General features: G+C 52.0%; 16 protein-coding genes and 1 other RNA gene. 10 read left to right on the top strand and 7 right to left on the bottom strand.

Annotated features, from left to right (window positions below; genetic code table 11):
- Positions 1-10: 10 nt before the first annotated feature.
- The 4 genes from U868_RS0101310 to amtB all read left to right on the top strand — a co-directional run bounded on the left by U868_RS0101310 (position 11) and on the right by amtB (position 5388).
- A complete protein-coding gene (locus U868_RS0101310; RefSeq protein ID WP_025151715.1) occupies positions 11-1750 on the top strand; it encodes a SmdA family multidrug ABC transporter permease/ATP-binding protein in 1740 nt (579 codons plus the stop codon).
- On the top strand, positions 1743-3539 hold the full coding sequence (locus U868_RS0101305) for a SmdB family multidrug efflux ABC transporter permease/ATP-binding protein (RefSeq protein WP_025151714.1): 1797 nt from the start codon (positions 1743-1745) through the stop codon (positions 3537-3539). Before U868_RS0101310 ends, U868_RS0101305 begins: the two co-directional genes overlap by 8 nt.
- A 201-nt stretch (positions 3540-3740) precedes the next feature.
- Entirely contained in the window at positions 3741-4079 is a 339-nt protein-coding gene (locus U868_RS0101295; RefSeq protein WP_025151713.1) for a P-II family nitrogen regulator, read from the top strand.
- A 19-nt stretch (positions 4080-4098) separates the two neighbouring features.
- Positions 4099-5388, top strand: a complete 1290-nt coding sequence (gene amtB / locus U868_RS0101290) for an ammonium transporter AmtB (RefSeq protein WP_025151712.1) — start codon at positions 4099-4101, stop codon at positions 5386-5388.
- 70 nt (positions 5389-5458) lie between these two features.
- Here the strand turns inward: amtB and tesB are convergent, their stop codons facing one another.
- Positions 5459-6322 (bottom strand): acyl-CoA thioesterase II, encoded by an 864-nt coding sequence (tesB, locus tag U868_RS0101285; RefSeq protein WP_025151711.1) that lies wholly within the window; start codon positions 6320-6322, stop codon positions 5459-5461.
- A gap of 223 nt (positions 6323-6545) precedes the next feature.
- On the opposite strand from tesB, the gene ffs reads away from it, so the two are divergent.
- Positions 6546-6642: signal recognition particle sRNA small type (gene ffs, locus U868_RS24355), an RNA gene on the top strand.
- Between the two features lie 551 nt (positions 6643-7193).
- On the opposite strand, the gene U868_RS0101280 is transcribed toward ffs, so the two are convergent.
- From U868_RS0101280 to U868_RS0101260, 4 genes are all read right to left on the bottom strand, one after another.
- Positions 7194-7397 (bottom strand): HHA domain-containing protein, encoded by a 204-nt coding sequence (locus U868_RS0101280; protein ID WP_024474604.1) that lies wholly within the window; start codon positions 7395-7397, stop codon positions 7194-7196.
- A 63-nt stretch (positions 7398-7460) separates the two neighbouring features.
- Positions 7461-7820, bottom strand: coding sequence for an Hha toxicity modulator TomB (gene tomB, locus U868_RS0101275; RefSeq protein ID WP_025151710.1), 360 nt, complete (start codon positions 7818-7820; stop codon positions 7461-7463).
- A 562-nt stretch (positions 7821-8382) separates the two neighbouring features.
- Positions 8383-11559 carry an efflux RND transporter permease subunit gene (locus tag U868_RS0101265; RefSeq protein ID WP_025151709.1) on the bottom strand — a complete coding sequence of 1059 codons (3177 nt, stop codon included), beginning with the start codon at positions 11557-11559 and terminating at the stop codon, positions 8383-8385.
- Positions 11560-11573: 14 nt separating this feature from the next.
- Positions 11574-12767, bottom strand: a complete 1194-nt coding sequence (locus tag U868_RS0101260) for an efflux RND transporter periplasmic adaptor subunit (RefSeq protein WP_025151708.1) — start codon at positions 12765-12767, stop codon at positions 11574-11576.
- Between the two features lie 125 nt (positions 12768-12892).
- Here U868_RS0101260 and acrR point away from each other — a divergent pair, with 125 nt between their 5' ends.
- Genes acrR through mscK form a run of 3 tightly spaced genes read left to right on the top strand, consistent with a single transcriptional unit; the run spans position 12893 to position 17402 of the window.
- The gene (gene acrR / locus U868_RS0101255) at positions 12893-13540 is read left to right on the top strand and encodes a multidrug efflux transporter transcriptional repressor AcrR (protein WP_025151707.1); all 648 of its coding nucleotides are present in this window, start codon (positions 12893-12895) and stop codon (positions 13538-13540) included.
- Between the two features lie 37 nt (positions 13541-13577).
- Positions 13578-13931: a DsrE/DsrF/TusD sulfur relay family protein gene (locus U868_RS0101250; RefSeq protein WP_025151706.1), complete on the top strand. Its 354-nt coding sequence runs from the start codon at positions 13578-13580 to the stop codon at positions 13929-13931.
- A gap of 54 nt (positions 13932-13985) precedes the next feature.
- A complete protein-coding gene (mscK, locus tag U868_RS0101245; protein ID WP_051583009.1) occupies positions 13986-17402 on the top strand; it encodes a mechanosensitive channel MscK in 3417 nt (1138 codons plus the stop codon).
- On the opposite strand, the gene rsmS is transcribed toward mscK, so the two are convergent.
- Together rsmS and priC are read right to left on the bottom strand one after the other, a co-directional pair.
- Positions 17390-17554, bottom strand: a complete 165-nt coding sequence (gene rsmS, locus U868_RS24350) for a pleiotropic regulatory protein RsmS (RefSeq protein ID WP_071997680.1) — start codon at positions 17552-17554, stop codon at positions 17390-17392. The genes mscK and rsmS overlap by 13 nt on opposite strands.
- A gap of 19 nt (positions 17555-17573) precedes the next feature.
- On the bottom strand, positions 17574-18119 hold the full coding sequence (gene priC / locus U868_RS0101235) for a primosomal replication protein PriC (protein ID WP_025151704.1): 546 nt from the start codon (positions 18117-18119) through the stop codon (positions 17574-17576).
- Positions 18120-18284: 165 nt separating this feature from the next.
- On the opposite strand from priC, the gene apt reads away from it, so the two are divergent.
- Positions 18285-18848: an adenine phosphoribosyltransferase gene (gene apt / locus U868_RS0101230; protein WP_392496458.1), complete on the top strand. Its 564-nt coding sequence runs from the start codon at positions 18285-18287 to the stop codon at positions 18846-18848.
- A 94-nt stretch (positions 18849-18942) separates the two neighbouring features.
- Positions 18943-20877, top strand: coding sequence for a DNA polymerase III subunit gamma/tau (dnaX, locus tag U868_RS0101225; protein WP_025151702.1), 1935 nt, complete (start codon positions 18943-18945; stop codon positions 20875-20877).
- Positions 20878-20894: the final 17 nt, after the last annotated feature.

Here is a 20894-nt window from a genome sequence, read left to right as displayed (position 1 = left end):
ACGGGATCCTGTGAGATTATTTGCCCAATTAAAATGGTATTTCCTCAGTGAATGGCGGCGCTATACCGGTGCGGTCACTTTTCTGATCATTATCGCGGTGTTACAGATCCTGCCGCCGCGCTTTGTCGGCATCATTGTTGACGGCGTGACCAAAGAGACGATGACCACCTCAGCGTTGTGGGGCTGGGTCGGTGTGATGCTGCTTATCGCGCTGGTGATTTATATCCTGCGCTATATCTGGCGGGTCTGGTTATTCGGTGCCTCCTACAAGCTGGCGGTGCGTCTGCGGCAGGATTTTTATCAGCAGTTCAGCCGCCAGTCACCGGCCTTTTATCATCGTTACCGGACCGGTGACCTGATCGCCCGCAGTACCAATGACGTGGACAAAGTGGTGTTTGCCGCCGGCGAGGGCGTGCTGACGCTGGTGGATTCTTTTGTCATGGGGCTGGCGGTGCTGCTGACGATGAGTATTGAGATCAGCTGGCAGCTGACTCTGCTTTCCCTGCTGCCGATGCCGCTGATGGCTCTGGCGATTAAACGTTACGGGCAGCAGCTGCATCAGCGTTTTAAAACAGCGCAGGGCGCTTTCTCCTCTCTCAATAACCACGCACAGGAAAGTCTCAGCAGTATCCGGATGATTAAAGCCTTTGGCCTGGAAGATCACCAGTCTTCCCGGTTTGAATCTGTTGCGGCGGAAGCCGGACGCAAAAATATGCATGTGGCACAAATAGATGCCCGGTTCGACCCGACCATTATTATGGCGATCGGGATGTCAAACCTGCTTGCGGTTGCCGGCGGCAGCTGGATGGTGGTGCAGGGCACACTGACGCTCGGCGGGCTGACCAGCTTTATTATGTATCTCGGGCTGATGATCTGGCCGATGCTGGCATTAGCCTGGATGTTTAACATTGTGGAACGCGGCAGCGCGGCCTACAGCCGGATCCAATCCCTTCTGGAAACCCCGCCGGTACTGGCGGACGGCACCGAATCCCCGCAACCGGGGCGCGGTGAGCTGTCAGTGGCAGTGGATAAATTTTGTTATCCGGAAAGCCGCCGTGCGGTTCTGCATGATATCCGTTTTACCCTCAGACCGGGCCGGTTGCTCGGGTTGTGCGGCCCGACCGGCTGCGGAAAATCCACGCTGCTGGCACTGATCCAGCGTCATTATGATGTGACAGCGGGAAATATCTGTTTTCAGGGCAGACCGCTGCCGGAACTGACATTCGACGGCTGGCATGCCCGGCTGGCGGTGGTGAATCAGACGCCGTTTCTGTTCTCCGATACTATCGCCAACAATATTGCGCTGGGACGGCCCGGGGCGACACAGGAAGAGATTGAACACGCGGCCCGGCTGGCCAGCGTTCACGATGATATTGAACGATTACCGCTCGGTTATGAGACTCAGGCCGGTGAGCGGGGTGTGATGCTGTCCGGCGGACAGAAACAGCGGATCTCCATTGCCCGCGCTTTGCTGATGGATGCCGAGATCCTGATCCTTGATGATGCACTTTCCGCAGTGGACGGGCAGACGGAATACCGGATCCTGCAGAATCTGCGGCACTGGGGGGAAGGCCGTACGGTGATTATCAGTGCTCACCGGCTTTCAGCACTGATGGAAGCCGACAATATTCTTGTGCTGCAACAGGGCGGCATCAGTGCGCAGGGGCGTCATCAGGAACTGATTAATCAGAACGGATGGTATCGCGAAATGTATCATTATCAGCAGTTAGAGGCCGCGCTCGATGAGTGAACAGACCCGTCCGGAAACGGCAAAAAACCTGTGGCCGTCGCTGAAACGTCTGCTCGGCTATGGCCGTAACTACCGCCGCCCGATGGCGGTCGCCATTGTGATGCTGTGGCTGACTGCCATTGCGGAAGTGGCGGCACCGGTTCTGGTGAGCTATTTTATCGACAATATGGTGGCTAAAAACCAGATTGTCCTGCCGGTGACCCTGCTGCTGGTGGCCGGGTTTATCGCTTTACAGATTGCCGCCTCACTGCTGCACTATTTTCAGCTTATCTATTTTAACCGGGCCGCTGTCGGTGTGGTACAGACACTGCGCGCAGATGTGATGGATGCCGCGCTGCGTCAGCCGCTGAGCGCCTTTGATACTCAGCCGGTCGGGCAGTTGATCTCCCGTGTCACCAATGACACCGAGATGATCAAAGACCTGTTTGTTAACGTGTTGCCGACACTGTTCCGCAGCGTGGCGCTGATTGTGGTGATGCTGATCGCCATGTATTCCCTGGATTGGCGGATGGCGCTGGTGGCAACCGCCATGTTCCCGGCGGTGATGCTGGTGATGTGGATCTATCAGCGGCTGAGTACGCCGATTGTGCGCCGGGTGCGCAGTTATCTGGCGGATATTAATGATGGTTTTCATGAAATTATCAGTGGCATGACGGTGATTCAGCAGTTTCGTCAGCAGGCGCGTTTCGGGGAGCGGATGTTTGCCGCCAACCGCCGCCATTATGAGGTCAGAATGGCAGCCCTGCGGCTGGACGGCATTTTGCTGCGTCCGCTGCTGAGCCTGTTTTCGGCGGCGATCCTCTGCGGCCTGATGCTGCTGTTCGGGATCGGAGGCACCGGTGTTATCGGTGTCGGGGTGCTGTACGCCTTTATCACCTACCTCGGGCGGCTGAATGAACCGCTGATCACGCTGACATCCCAGCAGTCTGTTTTACAGCAGGCGGTGATTTCCGGTGAGCGTGTTTTTGAGCTGATGGACAGCCCGCAGCAGAAATACGGGGCGGATGATCAGCCGCTGACCGGCGGCAGTATCCGTGTATCACACCTGACATTTGCCTATCAGCCGGGAAAACCGGTATTGCGCGACATCAGCATTGATGTGGCGGAGCACAGTTTTGTCGCCTTTGTCGGGCACACCGGCAGCGGGAAAAGCACACTGGCAAACCTGCTGATGGGCTACTATCCGTGGCAGGCCGGGGAAATCAGCCTCGGCGGGCGTCCTTTGGAACAATTTTCACATAAAGCACTGCGGCAGGGCATCGCGATGGTGCAGCAGGATCCGGTCATTATGGCCGCTTCCTTCCGCGACAATATCACCCTCGGACGGGATATTGATGATGAGCGCATTCACCGGGTGCTGGAGATGGTTCAGCTGAGTGAACATGTCTCACAGCTTGAATACGGGCTGGATACTGAACTGGGCGAGCAGGGTAATACGCTGTCTGACGGGCAGAAACAGTTGCTGGCCATGGCACGGGTGCTGGTGCAGACCCCGAAAATCCTGATTCTGGATGAAGCAACCGCGAATATCGATTCCGGCACGGAGCAGGCTATTCAGAAAGCCTTACAGCTGATCCGCCGTGAAACCACACTGGTGGTGATTGCACACCGGCTGTCCACGATTGTTGATGCGGATACCATTTATGTGCTTAACCGCGGCGAAATGGCGGAATACGGCTCTCACCGGGCGTTACTGGCAGAGAAGGGCCGCTACTACCAGATGTATCAGTTGCAGCAGGTCGGGGAATCACTGAATGCCCCGGAAGAGAACGCTGCCCCTGCACTATAATTGTGAGATCGTTCACATAAACAGGTGCATGATGCTGTAAAAAAGTGCAATCCCCGCATCACCGGAAAAGGTGCCTGATAAATCAGGCACCTTTTTTATTTCTATCCCATTGTTATCAATGGATTTAATTTTCACTCTGCTTATTGGCATCACTTTTGCAATTTATCCGCAGGACACCAGCAACCTGAAGCGGAGAATGCGATGAAAATGATAATGGCCATCATCAAGCCTTTTAAACTTAATGACGTCAGAGATGCGCTGAACGAAGAAGGTATTCAGGGATTAACGGTACTGGAAGTGCGGGGCGCGGGCAGACAGAAGGGGCATACTGAGTTGTACCGGGGTGAAGAGTACAGCACGGATTTTCTGCCGAAGACACAGATTAATATTGTTGTGCCTGATGATTCCCTTGATCGCATTATTGAGGCAATTTGCCGCTCGGCATACACGGGCAGTATCGGTGACGGGAAAATATTTGTTTCAGATATTACACAGGCGGTGCGGATCCGTACCGGTGAACAAAATGATGAAGCTATTTAAACCGCGCGGAGATACTCAGATGATGAAACGAAAAATGATCCTGCCTGTTGTGATGTCTTCAGTGCTGCCGTTTCCGGCCTTCAGTGCAACGGAAGGAATGGATCGTGCGGATAATGGTTTTATGCTGATTTGCGCCGCACTGGTGTATTTTATGACACTTCCCGGTATCGCATTGTTTTACGGCGGACTGGTACGGCGTGAGAATGTGCTGTCAGTCATGACACAGGTGATTGTCAGTTTCGCACTGGTACTGCTGTTATGGGTTTTTTACGGTTACAGTATGGCATTTTCTGACGGAAATGGTGTGATTGGCGGCTTGTCGAATGCATTTCTCAGCGGGATCACGCCTGTCAGTAACAGCGGCAGCATCAGCCAGCTGACGCATGTTATTTTCCAGGGGTCATTTGCGGCGATTACTGTTGCGCTTATCACCGGTGCACTGGCGGAGCGGATAAAATTCACTGCCTTTCTGCTGTTTACTGTTATCTGGTTCTCTCTGGCTTATGTGCCGATGGCGCATATGGTCTGGGGCGGCGGCTGGCTGGCGGAAGATGGCGCGCTGGATTTTGCCGGAGGTACGGTTGTGCATATCAATGCAGCAGTTGCCGGGTTAGTTGGTGCTTACATATTGGGAGCGCGCCTGTTACCGGGCAAAACTGCCACCAAACCGCACAGTTTGCCGATGGTCTTTACCGGCACGGCGATCCTTTATATCGGCTGGTTCGGGTTTAATGCCGGGTCGGCGGGAAAACCGGATGGTATTGCGGCGCTGGCTTTTCTGAATACGGTGATTGCGGTAGCAGCGGGTGTGCTGGCGTGGGTGACTGCAGAGTGGTGCATGCGGGGTAAGCCCTCACTTCTCGGCGCGTGTTCCGGTTGTATCGGCGGTCTGGTCGGGATCACCCCTGCGGCCGGGACAGTAGGTATCGCCGGGGCAATCGTCATCGGGCTGATAAGCGGTCTTGCCGGTTACTGGGGCGTCACCGCATTGAAACGCCGCCTGAAAGCGGATGATGTCTGCGATGTCTTCGGGATCCACGGGGTTTGTGGTATTGCGGGCTGCCTGCTGACGGGGGTTTTTACTGCGTCTGCGCTCGGCGGTACCGGTTACGCGGAAGGTGTCACTATGCTGCATCAGGTATGGATTCAGGCGGAAAGTATCCTGGTGACTGTGCTCTGGAGCGGAGTGATTACTTACATCGCATTCAAATGTGCGGCACTGACAACCGGTGTGCGCTGTACAGAGGAAGACGAGATCAACGGGCTGGATATCAGCACGCACGGCGAACAGGCCTATAACCGGTCATAAGCCGTAAAAAAGTAAGCCCCCGCTCACAACTGTGCAGCGGGGGCTTTTTTTATTGTTGTCAGCGGGATATTTACTTCTCCCGTAAGCGCAGAACACCTTCCTGCACCGTCGAAGCAACCAGAACACCGGCCTGATTATAGAAGTGACCCCGGACAAATCCGCGTCCGCCGGACGCTGTCGGGCTTTCCACCGCATACAGCAGCCATTCATCCAGCCGGAACGGGCGGTGATACCACATTGAATGATCGATGGTGGCAATCTGAATTTCCGGCTGCATAAAGCCGTAGCCGTGCGGCTGGAGAGCAGTCGGCAGGAAATTGTAGTCAGAAGCATAACTGAGCAGATACTGATGCAGCGCCTGATCATCCGGCATTGCGCCGTTGGTTTTCAGCCAGGTATAGCGCACCGGTGGATTCTCCGGGTTCTGAAACGGGCTGTAAAACCGCACCGGCCGCCATTCAATGGCCTGTTCCCGCAGGAACAGCGCCTGCATTTTCGGCGGCAGATTCGCGGCAATCTTGCGGGCGATATCGGTTTCAGAGGCCAGTCCGTCAGGGCCGGGAACGTCCGGCATGGTACTCTGATGCTCAAAACTGCTCTCTTCCCCCTGGAAAGAGGCGGTCATATAGAAAATCGGTTTTCCGTTCTGAATAGCGCTGACACGGCGGGCACTGAAACTCTTGCCGTCACGCAAATTTTCCACATCATAAATAATGGGTTTATGGCTGTCGCCCGGGCGCAGAAAATAGCTGTGGAATGAATGAACGCGGCGATCAGCCGGAACAGTCTGTCCCGCTGCATACAGTGCCTGTCCGGCAACTTGTCCGCCAAAGACCTGCGGCAGGCCGAGATCTTCACTTTGCCCCCGGAATAACCCGTCTTCGAGTTTTTCGAGTGCCATCAGGTTTATCAGGTTTTCTAATGCCAGGCTCATAGTTACCCTTATTAAGTATTTCAGCAGGAACCGGTCATTCTAATCGCTGTCAGTGCAATTGAAAAATGATAAACCGCCGTTATGTGCGGTCCCGGCCGGCAGAGATCTGTTGTTATGTCAGTAGTGTGTAAAAATACAGCGGTCAGCGCCGGTTGTCTTGCTATTTCAGTGCTGATCCCGGATAATGGCACCGCCTCATTATTGAGGGTTCCTATGGGGGCTTTGTTGGTTCTCCCGCAACATGAACTTGTTAACTCGGTCAGGTCCGGAAGGAAGCAGCCATAGCAGGGGAATTGTGTGCCGGGATGTCGCTGGCAGGGCCCCCACCCATTTCAGTTGTACCCGTCTCTGTGATTATCCCGTTCCTGATTCTGAATCTCCCTGTCTGAACAGACGATATCTTCTGATATTCATCCGGCGCATATTGTTCATATATTCATGATTTAACATTATCTCTGTCTGCACAAACCGGGACGTTCAGCAGATAACATCAGATATAAGGATATAGCAATATGTGTAAAATTTGTTTTATGTTGTCAGTATAAAAGAATGAGTTTCACATAAAACAGCATGTTCAGATAAAAATTTTATTTTTGATTTAACACATTATAGTGGTAAATAGTGAAAATGAAATTTTCTGTATAGCCGGTGTATTAATAAATACGTACCGGAATTTAATAACCTGGTGAGTGAAACAAACATAAAATATATGCTTTTGTGATAAATTATATCTGTATCGTAATATAGGTAAAGAATAGCGGGATAAATAGCGGGCATGAGCGAAAGCCAAAGTCAGCCAGTTGTGCCTTTGGCCCGGGATCACTAAAAATAAGACTATTGCCTGAAAGAGAGGCAGTTACAGCAGACTGAATTAACGGACAAACTTCCAGACAGATGCCGGGATTTTGTCATACAGTTTATTCATGGTTAATTCGGCCAGACGATGATCAGCAGCTGAATAAAAAACCTCCAGCTCGTCATCAGTCAGTTCATATTTGTTCTTCTCAATGACACGTTCCAGTGTTTCAATTGAAGTGCACTTACGTAAGCGCATGAGATAGTCCAGTTTAGTCATCATATGTTATCTTCTTGCTGAGTTGTTAGTACGCAATATACTGATATATAAGTCTGTATTCCGTTAGTGGACAAGATGCCCCTCGCTGGTCAGCATGCTGCTTACCAGTGATGCCATCTTCTTCCATTCCTCAACGTCATTAAATGAAACTTCCATCTGACCAAACAGCGCGTAAGTTTCATCGATGTATTCATCGACAAATGAGATGAGGTCCTTATTTTGTGTATGTTTTATCTTAAAACTCCAGGTTACGTCAGCAATGTAACCTAATAATTCGTTAAGTTTTAAGTTTGAATCTGAGGCTAAATCATTAACCCAATAATTATTGCTTCTGATGAGCGTTTGCGTGCCTTCACGGCAAAGTTCATCACACAGATACTTCAATACCGCAATATCGTAATTTCGTGGAGAATACTCGTCCATAATCACCTCCTGAATGTAACCGGGAATGATAAGGCGCTGAAAAACGTTAAATTATAATTAACACATGAGTAAGGTATTACGTTATCGACGTCGGTATATTATATATAGCATCAGCCTTTAATTATAAATAAAGGTAACGTAAAGATCCGTTCAGCACAAGCGGATAACCAGACGCTGATTACGTGTTAATCTGTTTCAGTCAGTGAACGTGATGTTCCGGAAAAAGATGTGGATAAAAAGGTCTGAGTTAACCCTGTTGGTAATATAACACTATTTCGGCTCTTGTCACTAGCCAAAATACAAAAAAAGTAAATTTAAATACAGAATAAATGCGTGGATGCACAGTCTGTTATTACTCATCTGCTTAAATTTACTGAATTTTTATGAGGAAGGGCAGGTGATGAATCATAACGTGTTATGACAAAACCTTACATTTGCGAAAAGTAATAATTTACACTCATCTATTGTTTATTTAAGTTTTTCTTACTCAAATTTAAAAATATTCGTCATGTCAAAAATATAAAAAAGGTCACTAATGTGACCTTTTTATGTTTAAGCAGGATTAAAATCCGTCAGGACTATCACTTTTCTGCGTGACCGCATGCGCATGCTCAATGTCGTCACTCTTCTTACTGAAGCGGCGGCGGATAACCACATAGAAGACCGGCACGAAGAAGATAGCCAGTGAGGTCGCGGCGATCATACCACCGAATACCCCGGTACCAACGGCGTTCTGTGCACCGGAACCGGCACCGTTACTCAGGACTAATGGTATAACCCCGAGCATAAAGGCCAGTGATGTCATCAGGATAGGACGCAGACGCATCTTAACGGCTTCCAGTGTTGCCTCAATCAGCCCTTTACCTTCTTTCTCCATCAGGTCTTTGGCGAATTCCACTATCAGGATGGCGTTCTTCGCCGACAGACCAATGGTTGTCAGCAGGCCGACCTTGAAGTACACGTCGTTATCCAGCCCGCGTGCATGGGTCAGTAACAGTGCGCCGATAACCCCGAGCGGAACCACCAGCATAACAGAGAACGGAACCGACCAGCTCTCATACAGGGCCGCCAGACAGAGGAAGACCACAATCAGAGAGATAGTATACAGTGCAGGTGCCTGGTTACCGGACAGTTTTTCCTGGTAAGACATACCTGTCCATTCAACACCAAAGCCCTGCGGCAGTTCTTTCGCCATGCTTTCCATCAGTGCCATCGCATCACCACTACTTTTACCCGGTGCGGCGCTGCCCTGAATCTGCATAGCCGGAATACCGTTATAACGTTCAAGGCGCGGTGAACCGAAGGTCCACGGATCCTTTTGCGTATCGATAAAGGCAGAGAATGGTACCATCTGACCCTGATTATTGCGGACATACTGCTCAGCAATATTTTTCGGCTGCATACGGAACGGGGCATCAGCCTGTACGTACACTTTCTTCACACGACCGCGGTCGATAAAGTCGTTGACGTAGCTGCCGCCGAACATGGTGCTCAGCGCGGCGTTAATGGTTTGGATATCAACCCCTAATGCCTCTGCTTTCTGCTGATCGACATGGATATGATACTGTGAGGTATCTTCCATCCCGTTCGGACGCACCTGCACCAGCATATCCGGATGCTCGCCTGCCATCTTCAGTAACTGGTTACGGGCAGCGGTCAGTGCTTCATGACCCTGGTTGGCGTTATCCATCAGTTCGAGATCGAAGCCGCTGGATGAACCCAGTTCCACAATCGGCGGAATGTTAACCGCGAAGATCATGGCTGAGGTATCGGTAAAGAAGTGCTGGTTGGCGCGTGCAACAACCGCTTCCACCTTATCTTCTTTCGCCTTACGTTCATCCCAGTTTTTCAGAACGATAAACGCCAGACCCATATTCTGTCCCTGACCCGCAAAGCCGAAGCCGTTAACGGTAAAGACAGATTCAACCACGTCTTTTTCATTTTCCAGATAGTACTTACTGACACCATCAAGAACAATCTGGGTTTGTTCCTGTGTGGAGCCCGGAGATAACTGAACCATCGTCAGCAGTACGCCCTGGTCCTCTTCAGGCAGGAACGATGTCGGCAGACGGGTAAACATGAAGATCATGCCTGCAACCAGCAGCACATAGATCAGCAGGTAACGCCCGGTCCCGCGCAGCATACGGCCCACACTGTTGGTGTAGTGGTTGGTCTGCTTCTCAAACATACGGTTAAACCAGCCGAAGAACCCGGTTTGTGTGCCGTGGCTGCCTTTGGTGATTGGTTTAAGCATAGTGGCACACAGTGCCGGTGTCAGGATCAGTGCCACGAAGACGGATAATATCATCGCGGAAACAATGGTAATCGAGAACTGACGGTAGATTGCCCCGGTTGACCCGCCGAAGAAGGCCATCGGAATAAATACCGCTGATAACACCATGGCGATACCGACCAGGGCGCTCTGGATCTGAACCATCGACACTTTTGTGGCTTCTTTCGGCGGCAGGCCGGTCTCCTGCATAACACGCTCGACGTTTTCCACCACCACGATGGCGTCATCCACCAGAAGACCGATTGCCAGTACCATCGCAAACATCGTCAGGGTATTGATCGAATACCCGAAGGCGGCGAGGGTGGCAAAGGTCCCCAGCAGTACCACCGGTACGGCGATTGTCGGGATCAGCGTTGCACGGAAGTTTTGCAGGAACAGATACATCACCACAAACACCAGCATGATCGCTTCGACCAGTGTTTTCACCACTTCGAAAATGGAGATTTTGACGAATGGTGTCGTATCGTACGGATAAACAACAGTCAGACCGTCCGGGAAGAACTCGGACATATTGTTCAGTGTATCGCGGACTGCTTTGGCGGTATCCAGTGCGTTAGCGCCGGTCGCCAGTTTGATCCCGATACCCGCTGCCGGTTTACCGTTATAGCGGGCGATACTGCCGTAGTTTTCTGCACCCAGTTCAACATATGCCACATCTTTCAGGCGGACAACGGAGCCGTCAGTGTTAACCCGCAGCATGATTTCCTGAAACTGCTCAGGACTGTTCAGACGGGTCTGTGCAATGATGGAGGCGTTCAGGCGCTGGTTTGGTACCGGCGGGGTTCCCCCTAACTGACCGGCGGCAACCTGGTTGTTTTGTACCTGAATGGCATTGATGATATCAATCGTACTCAGGTTGTATTTAACCAGTTTATCCGGGTCAAGCCAGATACGCATAGCATACGGGCTGCCGAACAGCTGGGTCTCACCCACACCGCCGACACGGCTGATCGGATCTTTGATGTTGGAGCCGACATAGTCCGCAATGTCATTTTGTGACATTGAGCCGTCTTCAGAGATAAAACCCGCCACCAGCAGGAATGAACTGGCTGATTTCTCAACCGTAATCCCCTGCTGCTGAACTTCCTGAGGAAGCAGCGGCATTGCCAGCTGGAGTTTATTCTGAACCTGTACCTGAGCAATATCCGGGTTGGCGTCCGCTTCAAAGGTCAGCGAGATATTCATGTTACCCGCTGAGTCACTGGTTGAAGACATGTACACCATTTTGTCGATACCGTTCATGTTCTGTTCGATAACCTGCGTTACCGTGTTCTGAACCGTTTCGGCATCGGCGCCCGGATAGTTTGCGGAAATTGAAATAGTCGGCGGTGCAACAGTCGGATACTGTGCCACCGGCAGTTTCATGATCGCCAACAGACCTGCAAGCATGGTAATAATGGCGATTACCCATGCAAATATCGGTCTTTCAATAAAAAACTTTGGCATGAATCACTGACTCCTTATTGGGACTTCTGAGCAGATTCAGTATTTTTCGGCGCAGCCGCCGGCTGTGCATTTAAATCTGCTTCTGTTGCCTTAACGGCAGCACCCGCTTTGATTTTCTGGAAGCCTTCAACCACCACGCGCTCACCATCGTTCACACCGGATGTGACCAGCCATGAGCTGCCGTAAGACTGACCGACAGTGACCGGACGGACTTCGATTTCATTTTTGGCGTTCACAATGTTAACCACCGCACCCCCTTTGGCTGTACGGATAACACCCTGCTGAGGGATCAGGATGGCGTCAGGACGCACACCTTCATCAACACGGGCGCGGACAAACATGCCCGGCAGCAGGGTTTCCTGCGGGTTCGGGAACACGGCACGCATGGTGATAGAACCGGTGGTTTCGTCAACCGTCACATCGGAGAATTCCAGATAACCTTTATGGGTATAATCTTTGTTTTCCGCTGTCACCAGACTGACCGCCACTTTACCCTGTTCTTTATCCACGACACCGCTGGCGATTTCGTGTTTCAGACGCAGATAATCATCGCTGGACTGAGTCACATCCACATAGATAGGGTCAATCTGCTGAACCAGTGTCAGTGCCTGGGTCTGACCCGTTGCCACTAATGCACCTTCAGTCACGTTTGATTTCCCGGACAGGCCGGAAATCGGTGATGTAACTTTGGTGTAGTTCAGGTTGATTTGTGCTGTCTGAACAGCGGCTTGTGCAGCCTGGACTGCAGCCTGAGCCTGTGCGTATGTGGAGACCGCCTCATCATAATCCTGGCGGCTGATATAGTTTGTTCCCAGCAACGGTTTATAGCGGTTCACTGTCAGGCGGGCCAGTTCGGCATTTGCTCTGGCTTTGGCCAGTTCAGCCTGCGCGCTGTTCAGCGTGGCCTGAAAAGGAGCCGGATCAATTTGATAGAGCGATTCGCCTTCTTTGACGTCACTTCCTTCTTTGTAGTTGCGTTTTAAAATGATGCCGCCGACCTGAGGGCGTACTTCCGCGATGCGGTAAGCAGAAGTTCGTCCCGGCAGTTCTGTGCTCACTGTCAGTGGTGCAGCTTTCAGTGTGACAACTTTAACATCCGGCGGTGGCATTTCGCCCCCTTGCTTCTGCTCTTCACCACATCCGGACAGCAGAAAGCTCCCGGACAGAACGAGCATCGCCAGAGGTAGAACGCCTCTGTTTTTTCGCATAGTAAACCTCTATAAAATGTCGATTTTTAACCGGTAAATATGGTTGATTAACTAATAAATCAGCGTGCTATAATACAAACATACACGAATGTATGTAAATTAACTTCAGATGACACAGGCCTTACATGGCACGAAAAACTAAACAACAGGCCGGCGAAACCCGCCGGCAGATTATTGATGCCGCATTGACCGCCTTCAGTGAGCGGGGCGTGTCTGCGACGTCATTAGTGGATATTGCAAAGCAAGCAGGTGTGACCCGTGGTGCGATCTATTGGCACTTCAAAAATAAAGTTGATCTGTTTACTGAAGTCTGTTCGATAACCGATACGAAAATTGGCTTTATTGAACAAGAGTATCGGGCAAAATACCCGGATAATCCACTTTTAGTGTTTAAGAAAATATTAATTTACATTCTGACGTCTGTGGCATCCGATCCCAAAATGCGGGCTATTTTGAGCATTTCATTTCATAAATGTGAATTTACCGGTGAAATGAGCGAATTAATTACCATCAGGCAAAATTTATATGCTGCGGAATACTCCAGAATAGAATCTTTTCTGATAGAAAGCGTCACACTGGGGCTGCTGCCGTCAACCCTCGACCTGCGCCGTGCGGCTATTATGCTGCGCGGGATGATAACCGGGCTGTTAGAAAACTGGCTCTTTTCCAGCGAGAGTTTTAATATCAGCGGGCAGGCCGAATATTTGGTTGACGGTTATCTGGATATGTTAATGCTCAGTAAAAATATGCAACTACCGTCGGCAGACGCCTGATTTACATTTTATAACATTAACCTTAAGGATATCATGTATGAAGCCTGTATTAATTATTGCTAACGGCGCTGCGTATGGCAGTGAATCTTTATTTAATGCTCTGCGTCTGGCAATTGCGATTAAAGAGCAGGATACTCAGGTGCCGATGAATATTTTTCTGATGTCAGATGCGGTGGTTGCCGGGTTACGCGGTCAGCAGCCGAAAGAAGGTTATAACCTGAAACAGATGCTGGAGATCCTGGCGGCACAGAAAACAGAGATTAAGCTGTGCAAAACCTGTACCGATGCGCGCGGTATCACTGAGCTTCCGCTGGTGGACGGTGTGCAGGTCGGGACGCTGGCCGAACTGGCACAGTGGTCACTGGATGCAGAAAAAATCATTACCTTTTAATCAGATAACCTGAAACAAACAGCCGGGGAAGGGCAGATACAGGTGGATATTATTATGAAGCGAATCAGCCGTGTCCCGGCTTCCGGTCTGCTGAGGCAGATTTTCCTCCGTCTTTTTACCTGTTTTATCTTTCTGCTGCCGGTACTGGTTCAGAACAGTGCACTGGCGGCCGCGCCGGATATTCCGGACCGTAACACCATTCAGACCGAACTCAATGCCCTGAATAACCGCAAAGAGCAGACTGCTGCTGATAAGTTATCAGTGCAGGATCTGGAGCGGGCGCTGGTGTTTTATGACAATCTCGATGCCCTGAAAGAGAAATCACAGGCACTGAAAAAACGGGTGGATGAAGCCCCGAAACTGTCAGATCAGGTCACACAAAAATTAACGCAGATTAAATCATTAACGGATGAAGGCGTGGCGGAGTACCGGGCCTCCATTGAGAATCTGCCGCTCTCACAGCTGGAGATGAAACTTAACAGCACCCTTGAGGCGTTGCAGACCGCACAGAATAACCTCTCTTCTTATAACAGTGATCTGATTGCACTCCAGACTCAGCCTGAACGCGCGCAGAATATTATGTATGCCAATGTGCAGCGCCTGCAGCAGATCCGAGTTGAACTGAATGACTCTATGGCGGCCCAGAAAGTGCTGCGGCCGACGGAAATTGAAGCCCTTCAGGTAGAGCAGTATTACTTACAGCAGCAGATTGATTATCAGAAGCGGGCATTACAGTCGAACACCCTGCTGCAGAACCTGCTGCAGGTGCAGCGTGACTATGTGGTGGAACGCATCAGGCAGCTGGAAAGCAATATTGATGTGATTCAGGAAACCGTCAGCAGTAAACGGCTGGATTATTCGGAAGAAGCAGCCAAAGAGGCTCAGAGTTCGGATGATACCCCGCGTAATATGCAGGACGATCCGCTGGTGCAGCGTGAAATCGCGCTCAATCATGATTTAAGTGAAAAACTGGTCGCCGCTACCCGTGATAATAACCAGCTGGTGCAGCGCACGATTAAAATACGCAGTATTCTGGATCGCGCGCTGCAATCCGAGCGCAACCTCAAAGAGCAGATTACGGTGTTGCGCGGCAGTCTGCTGCTCTCCCGTATCCTGTTTAAAGAGCAGATCAACCTGCCGCCGGATTTGCTGATTAAGGATTTACCGGACAGAATTGCGGATATGCGCCTGGCGCAGTTTGAAATCAACCAACAGCGCGACAAGCTTTATCAGCCGGACAATTTCGTCAGTACCCTGATTGATGAATACGCCAAAACCCATGATGTACCGGCGACCGAAGCGGATCTCCGGGCTCAGAAGCATGCACTGATGCAGGTGGTGTCCGTCCGTCAGGATCTGCTGGATCAGCTGAATACCCAGATGGGCAACCAGATTTCCCAGGCGATTAACCTGCAGCTGGATCAGACTCAGCTGGTTACCGTAGTGGCTTCACTGGAGAAAACCCTCGCGCAGCAGATTTTCTGGGTCAACAGTAACAAGCCGGTAAACCTGGCCTGGTTTCAGTCTTTCCCGGGCGCAGCCAAACAGGAGCTGACGTCACTGGATCTGAACTGGTCACTGCAAAGCCTGGTCAACGGTTTTGTCAATTCCCTCTTTATTACCATTCCGCTGCTGATTATTGCGCTGCTGCTGCGTTTCGGCACCAAGAATATTGATACCAAACTGGCTGAAATTAATGCCGATGTCGGACGACTGAAAAAAGACCGGCAGATATACACGCCGATGGCGCTGGGGCTGACGCTGATCAAAACCCTGCCTTCCTCACTGCTTGTGATCGCTTTCGGGTATTTTTGCCTGAAAACCGGCAGTGCGGATTCCGCGCTGATGTGGACTATCTCCCGCCAGCTGGCTCTCTTCTGGGTGCTGTTCGAGTGGAGCTACCGGGTGATGAAACCGGAAGGAATTGCGGTCACGCACTTCGGGATTGACCCGGAGATCTGCCGTACCGGCCGCCGCAGACTGGTGCGTCTGGCCCTGCCGCTGCTGCCGATTATGCTGTGGGCCGCTTACGGCATGGAATATCCGCTGCGTCTGGTGGATGATGTGATTGGTCAGCTGGTGGTGCCGGTGGCGCTGGTGTTCGTCTTTGCATTCACACTGCCGTTCTGCATTGAGATCTGGCGCGAGAAAGGCTCTCACCTGGTGCGGGCGTTTCTGCTGACCCTGCTGACGTTCTCCCCGCTGGTTCTGGTGGTGCTGGTCGGTCTGGGGTATTACTACACGGCGCTGCGCCTGAGCAGCCGCTGGATAGACAGCCTCTATCTGCTGCTGATGTGGTATATGGTGTATCACACCTGTCTGCGCGGCCTGGCTCTGGCGGCGCGGCGGCTGACTTATCAGCGTGCGCTGGCCCGCCGTCAGAAACAGCAGGTTCAGCATAAAGAACAACATGAGGGGGATGATGTCCCGGATATGATTGTGGAAGAGCCGCCGATGTCGATGGAGCTGATTAACCAGCAGTCGCTGCGGCTGACCTCGATGGTTCTGTTTATTGTCTTTGCGGTGGCGTTCTACGGTATATGGTCTGATTTTATTACCATATTCTCCTTCTTCGACAGTATCACTCTGTGGCATTACAACGTCGATACCGCGCTGGGGAATGTGGCAGAGGCGGTTACGCTCGGGGATCTTATCCTGTCTGTCCTGATTGTGGTGATTTCCTGGATAATGATGCGCAACCTGCCGGGGCTGCTGGAAGTCCTTGTGCTCTCACGTCTCTCACTGCGTCAGGGCACCTCGTACGCCATCACCACGATTCTGACTTACCTGATTGTCGGGATCGGGACGATTGCCGCGTTCGGTACGCTCGGGGTGTCGTGGGGTAAATTACAGTGGCTGGCGGCAGCCTTAACCTTCGGTCTCAGCTTCGGGTTACAGGAAATCTTTGCCAACTTTGTCTCAGGTATCATTATTCTGTTCGAGCGCCCGATCCGCATCGGCGATACCGTCACTATCGGCACCTTCTCCGGTACGGTTAACAAAATCCGTATCCGTGCGACCACGGTGATTGATTTTGACCGCAAAGAAGTGATTATCCCGAACAAAGCCTTTATGACCGAGCGCCTGACCAACTGGTCACTGTCTGATACGGTCACGCGGATTGTGATTAATGTCGGTGTGGCTTACGGTTCGGATCTGGCGAAAGTGAAAGAGGTCTTACTGAAAGCCGCCACCGATAACCCGAAAGTAATGACTGACCCGGCACCGGGCGTGTATTTTACCGAGTTTGGTGCCAGCAGTCTCGATCACCAGCTGCGTTTCTATGTGCGCACCATCGGTGACCGCAGTGCCACCACGGATGAAGTGAACCGCGCGATTGACCGGATGGCGCGCGAAAACGATATCAATATCGCCTTCAACCAGCTGGAAGTGTATCTCCACGATCAGAACAGCGGTAAAGAAGTGCAGGTGCAGGGAAAAGATAAGGATGACGGCGCTCAGCCGGCCTGATCACCGTCAGTATCGCGCAGTTTGTTTTCATAATCGCGACGGACAATCTGTAACGCCGCGAGCACGGTTACGGGCGGGATGCGGTTCTCTTCCAGCAGACAGATAAGATCGACCGCCAGTTTTACCTCATCGGGGGCATTTTCAAGACTCATGGGGATATCCGGTATCTGATTAAAATTCGGTGCCGTCGTGGCGTTCAATCTGCCGCTCTATCCGCTGCAGCGCCTGACGGCAGCGGACAAGGCGTCCGGCCAGTGCTGCCAGCTCTTTCTGCAGTTTTTGCTGTTCGGCAAAGGTCTGTGCGCGGCCGAGGGCCAGCTCGCGGTCATCGGTCATCTGTGCCAGCCGGCGCTCATAATCCTGATGCTGCGCCAGACGCTGATAGAGATCCACCTGGCTGTCCCGTTTCACATAGCTTTGCTCTTTCTGCCGCAGGGACTGCGTTGCCGCTTCGCGGCTCAGTGCCGCAATCTGGGCAACAATTTTTTCCGCCAGAAAGCGTACCTGTTCTGCCCGGTTTTCATCCGCACACAGCTCAAGCTGATCAGTATGGTGCAGTAATTCATCCATGCAGAGACGCAGGGTTTTATTACGGGCGGCGAACAGGGTATCATCGAAGCAACGCTGGCTCAGCTCCCGGTCTGCTATCGGGGCAATTTGCGCTTCCAGCGCGCTGATTTTCTGCCGCAGCGCCTGTAACAATTGTCTGGTGTTCATATCCGCCTCAGTGAAATGTGCCCGGGATCGTTGTTGAGGATCTGATAACTACGGAAGCATTTTTTAGTCTGTTTGATATAAAACAACAAATAACCGGCAAAGTCACGGGATACGGTTGCAATTTTCCCCTGATTTGCATAGATTCTGAGGTTTCGTGTTCTCTCTATGGCACCTATTATGAGCGCAACTGCTGAACAACTGCAATTTATTAAAGAAAGTATCCGGACTATCCCTGACTATCCTAAGGAAGGGGTACTGTTTCGCGACATCACCACATTACTGTCTGACCCTGAAGCCTATCGTCTGACGATTGATATGCTGGTGGCGCATTTCGCAGACAAAGGGATCACCAAAGTCGTGGGCACTGAAGCCCGCGGATTCTTATTCGGCGCACCGGTTGCGTTACGTCTGGGTGTCGGCTTTGTCCCGGTCCGCAAAAAAGGGAAATTACCGTGTGATACCCTCAGCGAAACCTATGATCTGGAATACGGCACTGACACCCTGGAGATGCATAAAGACAGCATCAGCAGCGGTGACAATGTGCTGGTTGTCGATGACCTGCTGGCCACCGGCGGCACCGTCAATGCGACCATCCGTCTGATCCGCCGTCTGGGCGGTGAAGTGCATGAGGCGGCCTTTATTATCGGCCTGCCGGATCTCGGCGGCGCGAAACGCCTTGAAGCGGAAGGTGTACACAGCTTCTGCCTGCTGGAATATGCCGGCGGCTGAGTCTCTCCCCGTATTAAACGCAAACTCAGCCTCGCCCATTGTGGTGAGGCTGTGGTAGCATGATGGAAAATCATGTTCACTCTCTGCGGAATCCATGAGCTATCAAGTCCTTGCCCGTAAGTGGCGACCACAAACATTTTCACAGGTTATCGGTCAGCAGCATGTTCTGACAGCGCTCGCAAACGGGCTGGAACATCAGCGGCTGCACCACGCCTATCTCTTTTCCGGTACCCGCGGGGTCGGAAAAACCACCCTGGCACGCCTGTTTGCCAAAGGCCTTAACTGTGAGCAGGGCATCACCGCCACGCCGTGCGGCAAATGCCGGAACTGCCTGGAAATTGAGCAGGGGCGGTTTGTTGATCTGATTGAGATCGATGCCGCGTCGCGCACCAAGGTGGAAGATACCCGTGAACTGCTGGATAACGTCCAGTACGCCCCGTCACGCGGGCGTTTCAAAGTCTATCTTATCGATGAAGTTCACATGCTCTCCCGCCACAGCTTTAATGCGCTGCTGAAAACCCTGGAAGAGCCGCCGGAGCACGTCAAATTCCTGCTGGCGACCACCGACCCGCAAAAGCTGCCGGTGACAATTTTATCCCGCTGCTTACAGTTCCATCTTAAAGCGCTGGATGTGGATCAGATCAGTCAGCAGCTTGATACCATTCTGACCGCAGAACAGATTGAAAATGATGCCCGTGCACGACTGTTACTGGCCCGTGCCGCCGACGGCAGTATGCGTGATGCGCTGAGTCTGGCGGATCAGGCGATTGCGCTTGGTGCCGGAAAAGTGACCACGGACGTGGTCACGCAGATGCTCGGTACTCTCGACGACGAGCAGCCGCTGACTATCCTGGAAGCCCTGGTGAAAGGGGATGGCGTTCAGGTGATGAACGGTGTGAACGATGCCGCATCACGGGGCGCGGACTGGGATAATCTGCTGACAGAAATGCTGGCGGCGCTGCATAAAATTGCCATGCTGCAACTGCTGCCGGTACAGGAAAACAGTGCTGCCGGTGTGACAGAAGAGCGTCTGCGTATCCTGGCCCGGGCTATTGCTCCTGCGGATCTGCAACTCTATTACCAGACACTGCTGGTCGGCCGCAAAGAGCTGCCGTATGCGCCGGACAGACGTATGGGAGCGGAAATGGCACTGTTACGTGCGCTGGCATTTCATCCGCGTAATGTGATTGATGACGTGATCACCGCGCCGTCCGTGGCACCGGTTTCTCTGCCGTCACAACCGCAGACCGCAGCACCGGCCGCACCGGCACGCAGTACACCGCCGCCGGTGATGCCGCAGGAAACGGAAAATAACCCGACAGCCCAGCTGCTGAGAGCCCGTGATGCGCTGAACCGGCAGGAGACCCCGCCGTCAAAAAAGTCTGAGCCGGTTACCTTAACGGATAAGGGGAAACCGGCGAACTCAGCACTGGAGCGACTCGCTGCCGTGACTGAAAACCGCCGGGGACGTGCTGTGTCTGCACCGCAGCCGAAAGCATCCGGAAAACCGCAGCCGTACCAGTGGCGTCCGCAGAAACAGGATGAACCGGAAGAAAAAAACCCGGTTGCGCGCCCGAAAGATATCAAAAAAGCCCTTGAGCACGAAAAAACACCGGAAGTGGCTGAAAAGCTGGCTGTTGCTGCCCGGGAACGGGATCCGTGGGCGGCGGATATTGATAAAATGCAGCTGCCGAAACTGGTGCAGCAACTGGCGCTGAATGCCGTGAAAGAGCAGACCGGGGAAGACAGTATTTGTCTGCATCTGCGTACCTCGCAGCGCCACCTGAATTCAAAATCAGCACACAGTGTGCTGAGTGATGCACTGAGTGAACTTTATGGTAAAGTTATCAGTCTCACGATTTGTGAAGACGATGATGTCAGCATGAAAACGCCGCTGGAATGGCGGCAGGCTATTTATGAAGAGATGCTGGCGCAGGCGCGTCAGTCCATTGTGACGGATAAAACCATTCAGACTCTGCTGACTTTTTTTGATGCGGAACTGGATGAAGAGAGTATCCGGCCTGTTTAACCACCCTGCGTTGGAAT

Origin of the sequence: Morganella morganii H1r, assembly GCF_000633515.1 — a bacterium.
Lineage (GTDB): Bacteria > Pseudomonadota > Gammaproteobacteria > Enterobacterales > Enterobacteriaceae > Morganella > Morganella morganii_B.
The sequence above is the reverse complement of the archived record's forward strand: the minus strand, read 5'-3'. Positions and strand labels throughout refer to the sequence as shown.

Excerpts from the sequence above, each read along its gene's own strand:
- U868_RS0101305 (WP_025151714.1), top strand. The coding sequence starts at position 1,743 with ATGAGTGAACAGACCCGTCCGGAAACGGCAAAAAACCTGTGGCCGTCG.
- U868_RS0101295 (WP_025151713.1), top strand. The coding sequence starts at position 3,741 with ATGAAAATGATAATGGCCATCATCAAGCCTTTTAAACTTAATGACGTC.
- amtB (WP_025151712.1), top strand. The coding sequence starts at position 4,099 with ATGATGAAACGAAAAATGATCCTGCCTGTTGTGATGTCTTCAGTGCTG.
- tesB (WP_025151711.1), bottom strand. The coding sequence starts at position 6,322 with ATGAGCCTGGCATTAGAAAACCTGATAAACCTGATGGCACTCGAAAAA.
- U868_RS0101280 (WP_024474604.1), bottom strand. The coding sequence starts at position 7,397 with ATGACTAAACTGGACTATCTCATGCGCTTACGTAAGTGCACTTCAATT.
- tomB (WP_025151710.1), bottom strand. The coding sequence starts at position 7,820 with ATGGACGAGTATTCTCCACGAAATTACGATATTGCGGTATTGAAGTAT.
- U868_RS0101265 (WP_025151709.1), bottom strand. The coding sequence starts at position 11,559 with ATGCCAAAGTTTTTTATTGAAAGACCGATATTTGCATGGGTAATCGCC.
- U868_RS0101260 (WP_025151708.1), bottom strand. The coding sequence starts at position 12,767 with ATGCGAAAAAACAGAGGCGTTCTACCTCTGGCGATGCTCGTTCTGTCC.
- acrR (WP_025151707.1), top strand. The coding sequence starts at position 12,893 with ATGGCACGAAAAACTAAACAACAGGCCGGCGAAACCCGCCGGCAGATT.
- U868_RS0101250 (WP_025151706.1), top strand. The coding sequence starts at position 13,578 with ATGAAGCCTGTATTAATTATTGCTAACGGCGCTGCGTATGGCAGTGAA.
- mscK (WP_051583009.1), top strand. The coding sequence starts at position 13,986 with ATGAAGCGAATCAGCCGTGTCCCGGCTTCCGGTCTGCTGAGGCAGATT.
- rsmS (WP_071997680.1), bottom strand. The coding sequence starts at position 17,554 with ATGAGTCTTGAAAATGCCCCCGATGAGGTAAAACTGGCGGTCGATCTT.
- priC (WP_025151704.1), bottom strand. The coding sequence starts at position 18,119 with ATGAACACCAGACAATTGTTACAGGCGCTGCGGCAGAAAATCAGCGCG.
- apt (WP_392496458.1), top strand. The coding sequence starts at position 18,285 with ATGGCACCTATTATGAGCGCAACTGCTGAACAACTGCAATTTATTAAA.
- dnaX (WP_025151702.1), top strand. The coding sequence starts at position 18,943 with ATGAGCTATCAAGTCCTTGCCCGTAAGTGGCGACCACAAACATTTTCA.